Below are 13,925 nucleotides of genomic sequence, written 5' to 3' on the forward strand. Positions count from 1 at the left end.
AAAAAACACCGTTATGCGCCCCTTCCTGTCCCGCTACCTGCCGTATCCCGCCTTTGTCGGCCTGTACCTGCTGTTTGACTGGGCCACGTATATTGACCCGATGTACGGGCTGAACATCACCCCGTGGAATCCCGACCCCGCGCTGGGTCTGGTATTTTGGCTGATCCACGGCCGCAAGGCGGCGCTGCCATGGTTCATCGCCCTGGTGGCCGGCGAGGTGCTGGTGCGCGGCATGCCGGCAGGCCTGCCCCTGACCCTGCTCTGTTCGGCGTGGCTGGTGCTCGGCTATGGCGGTATCGGCGTAGTCTTGCGCCGCAGTTTCAGCAGCAGCGACATCTTCGACAACCGGCGCCGCCTGAGCGCCTGGGTTCTCATCGTGCTGCTTGGCACCGCGCTCAATGCAATCGGCTATATTTCATTGCTGTCGCTCACGGGGCGCATACCGTCCGCCGAATGGGGCACGGCCGTCTGGCGTTTCGGCATCGGCGACACGGTCGGCATGCTGGTGTCGATGCCGCTGATCTGGGTGCTGTTCAGCGAGCGCGGGCGTGAGCGCCTGCATGCCGCCGTCTGGCGCTGGGAAACCCTGGCGTACCTGGCCCTGGCCTGCTTCGTGCTGTGGAGCGTCTTCGGTTCCATCGTGCGTTCCGAATACAAGCATTTCTATTTTTTGTTTCTCCCCGTCATCTGGGCCGCCTCGCGCCAGGGCTTGCATGGCGCCGTGCTGGCCGTGTTTGTATTGCAGTTATGCATCATTACCCTGGTGAAATGGACGCATGCCGTCGATATCCAGTTTTATGAATTGCAACTGCTCGACGCCGTACTGGCGCTGGTGGGCTTTTTTATCGGCATCGTCGTCGATGAAATGCGGCAGGTGGCCGACGAACTGAAGCACACGATGCGCCTGGCGGCGGCCGGCGAAATGGCGGCCGCCCTGGCGCACGAACTGAACCAGCCGCTGACGGCCTTGTCGACCTATGGCAAGGCGTGCGAATACCTGCTGGAACGGGGCGAGAACGGCGCCTTGCTGCAGGGCGCCATCGGGCACATGATCGTTGAATCGGGACGCGCCGCGGACGTGGTGCGCCGCCTGCGCGACTTTTTCCGTACCGGCGCGATGCAGCTCGAGGCGGTGCAGGCGAGCGCCTTGATCGAGGGCCTGGCGCGCCAGTTCGCGCCGCTGTTCCATGAGCATGGCATCGAGCTGGCACTGGCGCCGCCGTCGCCGCTGGCCGTCAATGCGGACCGCCTGCAAATCGAACTGGTATTGCGTAACTTGCTGGCCAATGCACAGGATGCGGTGATGGCCCAGCCGCGCGGCCAGCGCCGCATCACGGTGTCGGCCGAGCCGCTCGAGGGCGGCCGGCTGCGCCTGTCCGTGGAAGACAGCGGGCCCGGCATTTCCAACAGCCTGGCCGCGCGCCTGTTCGAACCGTTCGTCTCGACCAAGGCCAGCGGCCTGGGGCTGGGGCTGGTACTCAGCCGCAGCATCGTCGAAGCGCATGGCGGCCAGCTATGGGCTGAAGTGGGCAAGCATGGTATGTTTCGTTTTATCCTGCCCCTGGCGCACGCCGGTGCAGCTGCCAAGGGAGAGTATGGTGACAAGTAATTTGACGGTGTTTATCGTGGACGACGATCCCGCCGTGCGCGATGCGCTGGGTTTGCTGTTGGGCATACGCGGCTACCGCACGGCGCTGTTTTCCTGCGGCGAGGATTTCCTGCACAGCTGGCGGCCCGAGTGGGCCGGTTGTCTGCTGATCGATATCCGCATGTCGGGCATGGATGGCCTGAGCCTGCAGCGCCGCTTGCTGGAGCTCAAATGCATGCTGCCCATCATCATCATCACGGGGCACGGCGACGTGGCCCTGGCACGCCAGGCATTCAAGGCGCAGGCCAGCGATTTCCTGGAAAAACCATTTGACCACGACAAGCTGCTGGCCGCCATCGATGAAGCGTTTTCACGCGAGGCGCAGGCGCGCGGCCAGTTGCAGCGCCAGGTGGAAGGGCTCGCCTTGCTGCGCGCCTTGACGCCGCGCGAGCGCGAAGTGATGCAGTTGGTGGTGACGGGCCAGCACAACCGCGATATCGCCCCGGCGCTCGGTATTTCCGTACGCACGGTGGAAGTGCACAAGGCGCGCCTGATGGACAAGCTGGGCGTCGATAATGTGGCCGACCTGGTGCGCATCAGCATGCTGGGCACCGGCTAGCCGAGGAAGAGTTCTCTAGGCGATCGCCTTCAATACCTGATCGCTTGAAATTGCCTTGACCCAGTCGCTGCGCCGCGCCACCGTGATGACGGTGCTGTTGGCGCTGTCGAAGGGCGCCCATTCGGGATTCTTCTTGCGCATCAATGCCACCACGGGCACATGCACGGCGTTTGCCAGATGCATGATCGATGTTTCCACCGAAATAATCAGGTCGCATTGCGCCAGCATGGCCGGCAGTTGGAAAAAGTTGTCGACGGCACTGAAGGCCTGCGTGCGCGGCAAGTTGTGCGCCTGCACGACGGCATCCACCTTGGCCAGTTCCTGCGGCATGGCATTGATCAGGAAGCAGGCATGCTGCCATTTCGGCATCGCTTGCATGCGCGTGATCAGCTCGGCAATGCGCTCCAGGGGCCAGCCGCGCTTGTGCGACTTGGCAAACGGGTTCAATAGCACCAGCGGACCCTGGCGCGGGGCAAAGCCCCAGGCGGCCAGCTGCTCTTGCGCCTGCTGCAATGCGTGCTCGGGAATGTGCACGAAGGGATAGCGTTCGGCCACGGGAATGTCGAGTCCCGTCAATTGATGGAACCAGTCCGCATACACGCTGCTGATATGGTGTTCGCCGGCATCCTGTCCCGCATACGAGGCCAGCACGGCATCGATCTTGCGGTAGGCCAGGTAATGCCAGGGGCGCAAGGGGCTGAACGGCTTGCGCGTGCCGATCACCAGCCCGTGCGGGCTGATCGCGCGGGCAAGGTCCGCATATTGCTGTGGCCGTACGTGGGCCAGCGACACGACGACAGGATAGTGCTCCGCCTTGGCTTCGCGCAGCGACTCTTCGTACAGCGCGGGGCTGTAAGTCTTGCGGTACACCTTGGAAAACAGGCCCGACTGTTCCACCCAGTCATACAGCGAATAGGTGCGCAAGCTTTCCCATTGTTTGGCGTCGGACGTGCGTCGGACTTCATCGACCCACAGGTGGATCTGGATATGCGGGTAGGCCGCGGCAAAGGCGCGGAAGCCGTTTTGCAGGTAGGTGAAGTCTCCCAGCGCCAGATGGGCGATGAACAGAATTTTGTCCGACTTTTGTAGCAGTTCGGCGGGAATCAAGGGCGTCATGTATCAGTACGATTTCAGGTATTCATTCGATGGTGTCATACCACTGGGTGGGATGGTGTCATGCCACTTGCTGGGAAAATTGCAGGCGGTGCAGATTGGCATAGGCGCCGTTGGCGTCCAATAATTGCTGGTGACTGCCGGTTTCCATTATTTTCCCATGTGACAATACCACGATACGGTCCGCCCGTTCAATTGTTGATAGGCGATGAGCAATAACTAAGGTGGTTTTTCCTTGCATCAGGTGTTCCAGTGCCGCTTGCACGGCCCGTTCCGCCTCCGTATCCAGTGCCGAGGTGGCTTCATCGAGAATCAGGATGGGCGCATCCTTGTAGATCGCGCGGGCAATGGCCACGCGCTGGCGCTGGCCGCCGGACAGGCGCGAGCCATTGTCGCCCAGGCGCGTTTCCAGGCCGTCGGGCAAGCCGTCGATGACGTCCGACAGGAAGGCTGCCGCGGCGGCGGCCTCAATGCGCTGCCGGTCCGGGGCCGCATCGCCATACGCGATATTGGCGGCCAGGGTATCGTCGAACAGCACCACTTGCTGGCTGACCATGGCGATCTGGCTGCGCAGGCTGGTCAAGGCGATGGCATCGATATTCTGTCCATCGAGCAAGATTTCACCGCTGCTGACCGAGTAAAAGCCGGGCAGCAGGCTGACCAGGGTCGATTTGCCGCCGCCGGACATGCCGACAAAGGCGACCGTTTGTCCCGGCGCGATGTTCAGGTCGATGTGTCGCAGGGCCGGTTCCGGATGTCCGGGGTAGGCAAAGCTCACGTCCTTGAACTCGATGCGGCCTTTGCTGCGGCCGGCCAGCGGCTTGCCGCCCGTGCGTTCCGGTGTCTTGTCGATCAGCAAAAAGACTTCTTCGGCGGCGGCCATGCCGCGTTGCAGGGGACCGTTGACTTCGGCCAGTTGCTTCAACGGCGTCAGCAGCATCAGCATGGCCGTGATGAAGGATACAAAGCCGCCGACCGTGATCTCCCCCTGCTCCGACTGGAACAGGGCCATCACGATGACCAGGGCCACGGCGGCGGCCGTAATTACCTGCGTGATGGGCACGGTGGCGGAAAAGGTCGTGGTCATGCGCATGCTGTAGCGGCGCAATTGTTCGGCGCGCTCTTCGAAGCGCGCTTTCTCGTAGGCCTGGCCGCCGAAGATCTTGATCACTTGCTGCGCGCGCGTGGTTTCTTCGATGACCTGGGTCAGCTCGGCATTGACGGCCAGCGAGTCGCGGTTGAGTTTTTTCAGGCGCTTGCCCGTGGTGCGCACGACGATGGTCAGCACGGGCAGCAGCACCAGGGTCACCAGGGTCAGTGCCCAGTTCAGGTACAGCAGCCATGCCAGCAAGCCCAGCACGGTCAGCGAGGAGCGCACGATCGAGGTAAACACCTTGGTTACCATCTCGATGATCTGCTGCACCTCGAACATGATGGAGTTGATGACCTTGCCCACCGTGTGCGTGTTGTAGAAGTCGATGGGCAAGTTCAGCATGCTGGCAAACATCCGGCGCCGCAATTCGTTGAGGATGCGCGTGGAGACATAGCTCATCAGGTAGCTGCTGGCAAACGTCGACGCGCCGCGGATGGCAAAGATGCCGATGACGATCAGCGGCACCAGCCAGAAGGAAAAACGCACTTTGCCGCCAAAACCATTGTCGAGCAGCAGCTTGAGCGCATACGGCAGCAGCGGTTCCGTGCCCGCCGTGACGACCATCGCCAGCAGGGCCAGGGCCAGGTGTTTCTTATAGGGCGCGTGCAGCGCGGTAAGGCGCTTCAGGTCGGGCGTGAGCATCGGTATGATTCCTTGCAGGGGGCAGCAAAAACGGTCAGGCGAAAAACGAGCTCAAGCGGTGCGCTCTTGCTGGCGCAACAGGGCCCACAATATCACCATCGGGAAGACCAGCATGATGATGCCGATATTCAGGGTGAGCGAGCTCGTCGTAAGGCCAAAAATCATGTAGCAGGTGCATAGCACCACGCCGGCCAGCGCGAACGGCCTGGCGCTGCCATGGCCGTGACGCAGTGCTCGCACAAACAGAGCCAACGGCACGAGGAAAAGCGCCAATAAGGCCAGTACGCCGACGATGCCGCGTTTGACGAGTGCATCGAGGTAATCATTGTGGGCGTTGGTGTAGTCTTTGATGCTGGCGTCCATTTCCCCCCCCTCCGCAAGCTTTTGCTTGGCGGCAAGGTAGCCGCTGCGCCCCATGCCAAGCCAGATATGCTCATCGGAAAGAGCCCATGCGGTACGCCACATTTCCATGCGTTGGCCGATGGACGTCGTCGCATTATCGTTGTCTTTGAATTCTTTGATGTCCTCTAACGCGGCCTTGACGCGTTGCGGTACGGGGGAGTCGGGCAGCATGTAGGCAGATATGGACACGGCGACAAGTGCACTCATCAGAGCGCCCAGGTAGTAGGTGCTGCGGCCCTTCGAGTAATAGAAGGAAAACACGCAGCCGCAGACGGGCAAGGCCAACCAGCCGCCACGGCTGCCACTGATGATGGAACCGAGGATGCCCGCCACGCCACCGGCCAGTAACAAGCTGATCCATACCAGGCGATAGCTGCTGGCCCGCGCCCAGCCCAGACCGCAGAGGCATAACATCCCCAGCAGTATGCTCACATTGCCATAATGGATGGCATTGCTGGTGGCGGCCTGAGGACGGGGCATGTCAAGCATGAGCAGTTGCCAGGATGCCAGAGCGGCACCGCTAATGGCGCCGACAGCCAAGCCGCCCCACCATGCGGCCGCACGCGGCGGATAGGCGATCAACAGCAGCATGACGGGCGCCGCCAGCAGCGCGCGCAGGGGGATGTCGAGTTCACGGGCCGGATCCGCGTGGTACAGCATGTTGGCCGTGAAAACACAGAAATACAGCAACAGCGTGCCCAGCAGTAGATAATCCTGGCGTTGCAGGTTCAGGCGGGGACGTTTCCATAGCAACCAGCTGCTGGCCAGCAGCAGAACCAGCGCGCCAAGGGAATATCCGCTGGTGACAGCCAACGCCAATGCCGAAAAGAGAAAAACACAAACAGAGGTCAAGCCGAGCATGAATATCCTTGGTAACGCACGTCGTCGCCATTATGGCAACTGTAGCAACATAAAGCAGGCGTCATTGTAATCGAAGGTTCATGCAAAAACGCCGACGTAAAAATTGCTTTTTTGAAATCAATTCGCCAAGCCCAAGGGTATAAAGGAAAAAACCATGGTTTTGAACCATGGTTTTTTTGTAAGCAATGGTAACTTGCTGTAATTTTGTCAAGGCAAGGCGGGCCTTGCCTTGCGCATCAGGCGGTAGCCGGCACGCGCGTGGCTACGCCGGTGGCGATGGCCGCTTGGGACACGGCAGGCGCGACCCAGCTGCGCAGACGCTCGTCGAACGGCGACGGGATCAGTTGCAACGGCGTCAGGGCGCTGCTCTCGTGGCCTGGCAACGGCTCCTTGGCCAGCGCGGCAATGGCGCGCACGCAGGCCAGCTTCATCTCTTCATTGATGGTGGTGGCGCCCACGTCGAGCGCGCCGCGGAAGATGTACGGGAAGCACAGCACATTGTTGATCTGGTTCGGATAATCCGAGCGGCCCGTCGCCACGATGGCGTCGTCGCGCACGGCGTGCACTTTTTCCGGGGCAATTTCCGGATGCGGATTGGCCAGGGCGAAGATCAAAGGCTTGGCGGCCATCGATTCGACCATCTGTGCGCTGACCACGCCGCCCTTCGAGACGCCGATGAAGATGTCGGCGCCGACCATGGCATCGGCCAGGTCGCGGTCGCTCGTATCGTTCGCGTAGCGCGCCTTGTTCTCTTCCATGTTGGCATCGCGGCCCGGGTAGATCACGCCCTGGCTGTCGCACACTTTCAGCAGCGACTTGTTCAGGCCCAGCGAGACGAGCAAGTCCAGGCAGGCGATCGAGGCCGCGCCGGCGCCCGAGACGGCCACTTTCACATTGCCGATATCCTTGCCCACCAGCTCCAGGCCGTTCAGGATGCCGGCCGCGACGATGATGGCCGTGCCGTGCTGGTCGTCGTGGAAGACGGGAATGTTCATGCGCTTGCGCAATTGCTGTTCGATGTAGAAGCAGTCGGGCGCCTTGATGTCTTCCAGGTTGATGCCGCCGAAGGTCGGCTCCATGCGCACCACGGTGTCGATGAACAGGTCGGGATCGTTCTCGGCCAGCTCGATGTCGAACACATCGACATCGGCGAACTGCTTGAACAGGCAAGCTTTGCCTTCCATCACCGGTTTGCTGGCCAGCGGGCCGATATCGCCCAGGCCCAGTACGGCCGTGCCATTGGTGATCACGGCCACCAGGTTGCTGCGCGACGTGTAGGTGCCGGCCGTGCGCGGATCTTCCACGATGGCTTCGCAGGCGAAGGCCACGCCCGGCGAGTACGCCAGGGTCAGGGCGCGCGCGTCGCCCAGCGGTTTGGTGGGCGTGACGGAAATCTTGCCTGCGCGGGGTTGTGCGTGATAGGCGAGGGCGGCTTCTTTCAGGTTGAAGGTTTCGCCGTTCTGTTCGGCATGCTTGCTGTGCGAAGTAGACATAGGAATTCTGGGAGGGGCAACCAGGCCCGAGTGGTAAGTCCGAGCCATGGTATGCAAGCGTTTGCACGCTGTCAAGGCTGGAATGTACTTAAGCGTACCAAAACCGCTTTGGGCAACGGCTTTATTTCAATGCAAGCGTTTGCTCGGTTTTTGACGAAATGGGGAATTTTTACGATAAAATCACAGTATTGCGATCCGGGAAGCCCATGACAAACAAGAACCCCACCTTAAGCGACGTTGCGCGGGCCAGCGGCGTGCACTTTTCCACCGTGTCGCGCGTGATGAACCCGGCAACGCGGCAAATGGTCAGCGCCGAGGTGGCCGCGCGCGTGCTGGCCGAAGCGGGCCGCCTCGGCTACCGGCCGAACCGCGCCGCCTCGACCCTCGTCACGCGCAAGTCGCGCATCATCGGCGTGGTCTTGCCCGACATCACCAACGCTGTTTTCCCGCCGATTTTGCTGGGCATCGAAGAGGGCTTGCGCAAGCATGGCTACCTGGCCATCGTCGCCAATGTGGGCGCCGACGAGGAAGAGCAGCTGTTCGTCATCAACCGCCTGCTGGGGCAGCAGGTCGATGGCCTGATTTTGGCTACCGCACGGCGCGACGATCCCGTCATCAAGATGTGCATCGACCAGAATGTGCCCGTCGTCACCGTCAACCGCAGCGACGAGACGGGCGTCGCTTCCTGCGTCGTCAGCGACGACGTGGTCGGCATGCGCCTGGCCGTGGAACACTTGCTGGCGCTCGGTCACCGCCATATCGCGCACATTGCCGGCCCGGAAAACCTGTCCACGGGCCACGTGCGCCGTCTCGGTTTCCTGGCCGCCATTCAGGCCAGCGAACTCGACCCCTCGCAAGCGTTCGTCTTTGAAAGCAGCGGCTATTCGCGCGAATGCGGCAAGGCGGCCCTGCTGGAACTGCTGCGCCAGTCGCCGCAAACGACGGCCGTGGTGACGGGCAGCGACCTGGTGGCCCTCGGCTGCTACGACGCCATCCGCGAACTGGGCTTGAGCTGTCCCGAAGATATTTCCGTGGTGGGCCACAACGACATGCCCTATATGGATATGATCCGTCCGCCTTTGAGCACCATCCGCATCCGCCACCACGGCATCGGCACGGAAGCGGCCCGGCTGATCCTGCAAACCATCGCCTCGCCCGACTCCCCGGTGATCGACGTGCGCCTGAAGCCCGAGCTGGTGGTGCGCGAGTCGACAGCGCCGCCGCGCGCCTGAGCCTGTTGCCCTTCTTTTGCCAGAGTATGTTTAAATCTTGATATTGATATTAATCAAGACAACGCCATGCAGACGACGGAAAAGCATGCACAGCAGGGAGGCCGCTGATGCCGAAGAATTTCGGCATGCCCGGCAACGCCTGGCGCTATGCACTGGGCAGCGACTATGGTTATTGCTCGCCGCTACTCGAAGGCATTGAATTTGAAAACGAGTGGGTGACGATACGCGAATCGGCCATCCGCATCCGTGCCGGTTATGCCTGGGATGGCTGTTCGCCCTGTATCAGCGTGCTCGGCCTGTTTTATGTGGGCACGCCCGATGGCGCGCAGCACCTGGGCTTGCCCGCCACCTACCATGCCAGCCTCGTGCATGACGTGCTGTGCCAGTGGCGCGCCGAGATGCCCGTCACCCGCGCGCAGTCGATCGCCATTTTCCACCAGTTGCTCAGGGAGGTGCGCTTCCCCCTGGCGGGACTGTATGCCGGCGCCGTCTTCCTGTTCGGGCCGCGGCGTGGCTTCATGCGGCCCGGTGCGCGCGCCGTAGTGGCCGCCCCGCACCCGCCAGGCGCAACATTAAAGCGGCGCTAACGCCGCCGCCGACGCGCCATGATGTTAAACTGGCGCCCCTCATCGTTTCTCTTGCCCTCTACCGCCATGACCAAAACCAACACGCCTTCCCCGAAACGCCGCGAAGAGGGCGTCGCCAAACTGACCGTCAATCCCTTCCTCGACGCCGAGTTTTACGCGCGCATGCGCGACTACACGGAGCGCGACGCAGCCATCATCAAGGAATTGAAGGCGATCGCCGAGATCCGCGCCGGCAACAAGCAGCCCGATCCCCGCCTGGCGCCGTCGCTGGCCGCCTTGCGCAGCACCGTCAAGAAAGGCTTGAGCTTTGGCGACATGCTCGAGCGCATGGCGGCCGGCAAGGAAAAGGGCTTGTGGGAACCGTGGATGACAACCTTCGGCATCGAGATCCGCGCCGTCAACTACGGCGCCGGCCCGCGCAACGCCTGCCTGGTGCTGGACCTGGCCGCGAATGCCCCCGCGCACGCGATGTTCGCCAAGGCCGGCATCCAGAACTGGCGCAGCCTGGCTGCCGACGACTGCTCCGTCGTGCGCTCGGAAAAAGCGACGGAAACCACGCCGTTGAAAGTGTACGCCGTCTTTTACCTGGATCCGCTGCCGGCCTGATCCGTCAGACACTGCTGCTGGCGACATTTACCAGCAGCAGCACCGCCAGCATGATCAGCACGGCGCCCGACAGCCGTTCCAGCAACGGCAGGGCGCGCGCGAAGCGCTGCCGCAGCGCGCCATTGCCGATGGCCAGCGCCACCGCCATGTCCCACGCCAGCACCGCACACACCATCCACACGCCATACAGCACGACCGAGCCGCTGCCCGTTTGCCGGCTGGCGACGACGGACGCCAGACTCACGTAGAACAGCGCATTCTTCGGATTCAGGATGGCAGACAGGAAACCCATGCCCAGGCCGTTGCGCCAGTGCGCCTTGCCGGGCGTGGCGGCCGGCGCTGCCGTCAGCGTCGTGGTGCCCGCATGGCGCAGGAATAGGCCGCCGAGGTACAGCAGATAAGCGCAGCCCGCCAATTGCACGGCGATAAACAGGGGACTGCCTGGATGCAGCACGGCGACGCCGCCAAACGCCGCCACGATGAACACGCCATTGGCCAGTGCGATGCCGATGCACGCTGGCATGGCGCCGCGCCAGCCGTGCGCCAGCGCGCTGCGGGCGACGAGGAAAAAATCGGGCCCCGGCGACAGCAGCGCGAGGAAGTGGGCGGCGGCGATAAGGAGAAAATCCTGCATGAAACGCGACTCCGGCAATGGCGATGCGCGAGTATGCGGGGGGACGCTCCGGTCTGTATTGAAGAAAATTGCAGGCACTTCAGCCGCGATAGCGTCCCGGCGTGATGCCGGCATGCGCCTTGAAGACGCGCTGCAGGTGGCTCTGGTCGGCAAACCCCAGCGCGCAGGCGATGTCGGCCAGGGCGTTGCCCGCCTGCAAGTCGCTGCGCGCGCGGTTGACGCCCAGATTCAGCTGGTACGCATGCGGCGTCATGCCGGTGGCGGCACGGAAGGCGCGGATCAGCTGGTAGCGGCTCATGCCGGCCAGTTCGGCCAGTTGCGCCAGGCTGGCCAGCGGTTGAGACTGCAGCTGCTGCACTACCGGGCGCAGTTGCATCGGGATGCGGGCAGCGTGCGAGGGGAGGGGGATTGCCCCGCCGGCATCGGCACAGGCGTGTAGCAAGGCCAGCAGGGCCTCTTGCTTGGCGGCCGCGGCTGCAGGCGAGAACAGCAGCGCATTCATGGCACAGAACTGCGCATACAGGACAGGTTCGTGCAGTACGCTGGCGCTGCTTGCATCCAGCCGCGGCACGTGGATATGCAGCCACTGCGCATCGAGATGCAGCATCTGGTAGCTCCAGACGGCGTCAGGCAGGGGATTGCAGGCGTGCACGCAGCCAGCCGGCACCAGCACCAGGCTGCCATTGCCAAGAGCCACCTTGCCTTCTTTGCTGCCCGTAAAGATGCTGCCGCCCGAATCGACGGCACCGATGGAAAACGTGGGATGGCTGTGCGGCTTGTAGCACGCGCGGCTGTGGCAGGCGCGCCGGCTCTCCACGTGGGGTAGAGCCGGGTCGCGCCAGAAGGCGGTGGTGCCGGGCATGGCTACATCAGAATGACGTCGTACTGCTCCTGGTGGTAGGCGTTCTCCACCTGCAGCGAGATTTTCTTGCCGATGAAGTCGCCCAGCATGGCCAGGTGCTGCGATTCCTCTTCCAAAAACAGATCGACCACTTCCTGCGAGGCGAGAATGCGGAATTCGCGCGGGTTGAACTGTTTTGCCTCGCGCAGCAGTTCGCGCAGGATTTCATAGCAGATCGTGCGCGAAGTTTTCACCTGGCCCTTGCCGGCGCAGGCGGGGCACGGTTCGCACAGGATGTGGGCCAGCGATTCGCGCGTGCGCTTGCGCGTCATTTCCACCAGGCCCAGCGGCGAGAAGTTGCTCACCGACACCTTGGTGCGGTCGCGCGACAAGGTGCGTTTCAGCTCGGCCAGCACGGCGTTGCGGTGCTCGGCGTTGTCCATGTCGATGAAGTCGAGGATGATGATGCCGCCCAGGTTGCGCAGGCGCAGCTGGCGCGCGATGGCGTGCGCCGCTTCCAGGTTGGTCTTGAAAATCGTGTCGGCGAAATTGCGCCCGCCGACAAAACCGCCCGTGTTGACGTCGATGGTGGTCATCGCTTCCGTCTGGTCGACGATCAGGTAGCCGCCGGACTTCAAATCCACGCGGCGGCCCAGCGCGCGCAAGATCTCTTCTTCCACGCCGTACAGGTCGAACAGGGGGCGCTCGCCCGTGTAGTGCTGCAGGCGCGTCAGTTCGCTGGGCGTGTAGATTTCCGCGAATTCGCGCAGTTTTACATAGTTTTCGCGCGAATCGACCTGGATGGTGGCCGTTTCATCACCGACGAAGTCGCGCAGCACGCGTTGCGCCAGGCTCAAGTCCTGGTGCAGCAGGCTGGTGGCGGGACGCGTGCGCGCGCCGTGCGTGATGGTGCTCCAGGTTTTTCTCAGGTAGTCGACGTCGGCCTTCAGGTCTGCGTCGGATGCGTCTTCGGCCATGGTGCGCACGATGTAGCCGCCTTTTTCATCGGGCGGCAGCAGGCTTTGCAGGCGCACGCGCAGCTGTTCGCGCTCCGCTTCCTTTTCGATTTTCTGCGAGATGCCGATGTGCTTGTCTTGCGGCAGATAGACCAGCATGCGCCCGGCGATGGAAATCTGCGTCGACAGGCGCGCGCCCTTGGTGCCGATCGGGTCCTTGATCACCTGCACCGTCAGCACCTGGCCGTCAAACAGGATTTTTTCGATCGGCGCCGGCGTCGCATTCTGGCCGTCGTGGCCGCGCGCTTCCCAGATGTCGGCCACGTGCAGGAAGGCGGCGCGCTCCAGGCCGATGTCGATGAAGGCCGACTGCATGCCCGGCAACACCCGCACCACTTTGCCGGAGTACACATTGCCGGCCAGGCCGCGCGTGAGCGTGCGCTCGATGTGCAATTCCTGCACGGCGCCCTGCAGGATGAGGGCGACGCGCGTTTCTTGCGGCGTGATATTGATCAGGATGTCTTCGTTCATGGGGGCGCGGGAGTGGAGGCAACGAATGACATCATACCCGGGATCAGGGCAGGGGCAAACCTGCCAGCCGTAGCAACTGTGCGGTTTCGTACAGGGGCAGGCCCATGATGCCGGAATGGCTGCCTTCGATATGCTCGACGAACAGCGCGGCGCTGCCCTGAATGCCGTAGCCGCCGGCCTTGTCGTAGGGTTCCGGCGTGGCGCAATAGGCGGCGATCGAGGCGGGCGAGAGCACGCCGAAGCGCACTTGCGACACCTGCGTGCGCTGTTCGGCGAAATCCTTGTAGTGCACGGCGATCGAGGTCAGCACCTCGTGCGTGCGGCCCGACAGCTGCTGCAGCATCGCCACAGCTTCCGCCCGGTCGGCCGGCTTGCCGAGGATGACGCCGTCGATGGTGACGGTGGTGTCGGCCGCCAGCACGGGGCGCGGGGTCAGGTGGCGGCGGCGCACCAGGTCCCAGGCGAAGGCGGCTTTTTCATTCGACACGCGGGCGACATAGTCGAGCGCCGATTCGCCGGGGAGGACTTCCTCGGTGACGTCGGCGCCGCGCGGGCCGTCGCTGCGCAGCAGCAGCAATTCGAAATCGATGCCGATCTGGCGCAGCAGTTCTCGCCGGCGCGGGCTTTTGGAGGCGAGGTAGATCTTGTGATCAGCCGTTTTCATGGG

12 protein-coding genes and 1 pseudogene are annotated in these 13,925 nt (G+C 62.8%); 5 read left to right on the plus strand and 8 right to left on the minus strand.

Translation table 11 applies throughout. From position 1 onward, the window contains the following. Positions 1-13: 13 nt before the first annotated feature. Together IGS60_RS03180 and IGS60_RS03185 are read left to right on the plus strand one after the other, a co-directional pair. Entirely contained in the window at positions 14-1,609 is a 1,596-nt protein-coding gene (locus IGS60_RS03180) for an ATP-binding protein (RefSeq protein WP_230502338.1), read from the plus strand. Further along, positions 1,596-2,207, plus strand: a complete 612-nt coding sequence (locus tag IGS60_RS03185) for a response regulator transcription factor (protein ID WP_070310517.1) — start codon at positions 1,596-1,598, stop codon at positions 2,205-2,207. Before IGS60_RS03180 ends, IGS60_RS03185 begins: the two co-directional genes overlap by 14 nt. Positions 2,208-2,222: 15 nt before the next feature. Here IGS60_RS03185 and IGS60_RS03190 read toward each other — a convergent pair whose 3' ends face one another. The 4 genes and pseudogenes from IGS60_RS03190 to IGS60_RS03205 all read right to left on the minus strand — a co-directional run. Next, positions 2,223-3,323, minus strand: coding sequence for a glycosyltransferase family 9 protein (locus IGS60_RS03190; RefSeq protein WP_070224383.1), 1,101 nt, complete (start codon positions 3,321-3,323; stop codon positions 2,223-2,225). A 58-nt stretch (positions 3,324-3,381) separates the two neighbouring features. Then, the gene (gene msbA, locus IGS60_RS03195) at positions 3,382-5,115 is read right to left on the minus strand and encodes a lipid A export permease/ATP-binding protein MsbA (RefSeq protein WP_230502340.1); all 1,734 of its coding nucleotides are present in this window, start codon (positions 5,113-5,115) and stop codon (positions 3,382-3,384) included. 51 nt (positions 5,116-5,166) lie between these two features. Next, positions 5,167-6,378 carry an O-antigen ligase gene (locus tag IGS60_RS03200; protein WP_230502342.1) on the minus strand — a complete coding sequence of 404 codons (1,212 nt, stop codon included), beginning with the start codon at positions 6,376-6,378 and terminating at the stop codon, positions 5,167-5,169. 254 nt (positions 6,379-6,632) lie between these two features. Next, positions 6,633-7,871, minus strand: a pseudogene (locus tag IGS60_RS03205) (malic enzyme-like NAD(P)-binding protein); the annotation flags it as partial. Positions 7,872-8,077: 206 nt separating this feature from the next. On the opposite strand from IGS60_RS03205, the gene IGS60_RS03210 reads away from it, so the two are divergent. The 3 genes from IGS60_RS03210 (at position 8,078) to IGS60_RS03220 (ending at position 10,296) form a co-directional block, all read left to right on the plus strand. Next, the gene (locus IGS60_RS03210) at positions 8,078-9,103 is read left to right on the plus strand and encodes a LacI family DNA-binding transcriptional regulator (RefSeq protein ID WP_070224387.1); all 1,026 of its coding nucleotides are present in this window, start codon (positions 8,078-8,080) and stop codon (positions 9,101-9,103) included. A gap of 107 nt (positions 9,104-9,210) precedes the next feature. Beyond that, positions 9,211-9,690 (plus strand): hypothetical protein, encoded by a 480-nt coding sequence (locus IGS60_RS03215; RefSeq protein ID WP_070310515.1) that lies wholly within the window; start codon positions 9,211-9,213, stop codon positions 9,688-9,690. Positions 9,691-9,756: 66 nt separating this feature from the next. Beyond that, positions 9,757-10,296: a hypothetical protein gene (locus IGS60_RS03220; protein ID WP_230502344.1), complete on the plus strand. Its 540-nt coding sequence runs from the start codon at positions 9,757-9,759 to the stop codon at positions 10,294-10,296. Between the two features lie 4 nt (positions 10,297-10,300). Here IGS60_RS03220 and IGS60_RS03225 read toward each other — a convergent pair whose 3' ends face one another. The 4 genes from IGS60_RS03225 to IGS60_RS03240 form a co-directional block, all read right to left on the minus strand. Beyond that, complete coding sequence (locus IGS60_RS03225) at positions 10,301-10,930, minus strand: LysE family translocator (protein ID WP_230502346.1); 630 nt, start codon at positions 10,928-10,930, stop codon at positions 10,301-10,303. Between the two features lie 79 nt (positions 10,931-11,009). Then, on the minus strand, positions 11,010-11,792 hold the full coding sequence (locus tag IGS60_RS03230) for an AraC family transcriptional regulator (RefSeq protein WP_230502348.1): 783 nt from the start codon (positions 11,790-11,792) through the stop codon (positions 11,010-11,012). A 2-nt stretch (positions 11,793-11,794) separates the two neighbouring features. After that, entirely contained in the window at positions 11,795-13,258 is a 1,464-nt protein-coding gene (gene rng / locus IGS60_RS03235) for a ribonuclease G (RefSeq protein WP_034747098.1), read from the minus strand. A 43-nt stretch (positions 13,259-13,301) separates the two neighbouring features. After that, the gene (locus tag IGS60_RS03240; protein WP_070224393.1) at positions 13,302-13,922 is read right to left on the minus strand and encodes a nucleoside triphosphate pyrophosphatase; all 621 of its coding nucleotides are present in this window, start codon (positions 13,920-13,922) and stop codon (positions 13,302-13,304) included. Positions 13,923-13,925: the final 3 nt, after the last annotated feature.

Source organism: Janthinobacterium sp. FW305-128 (assembly GCF_020858135.1).
GTDB lineage: Bacteria > Pseudomonadota > Gammaproteobacteria > Burkholderiales > Burkholderiaceae_D > Janthinobacterium.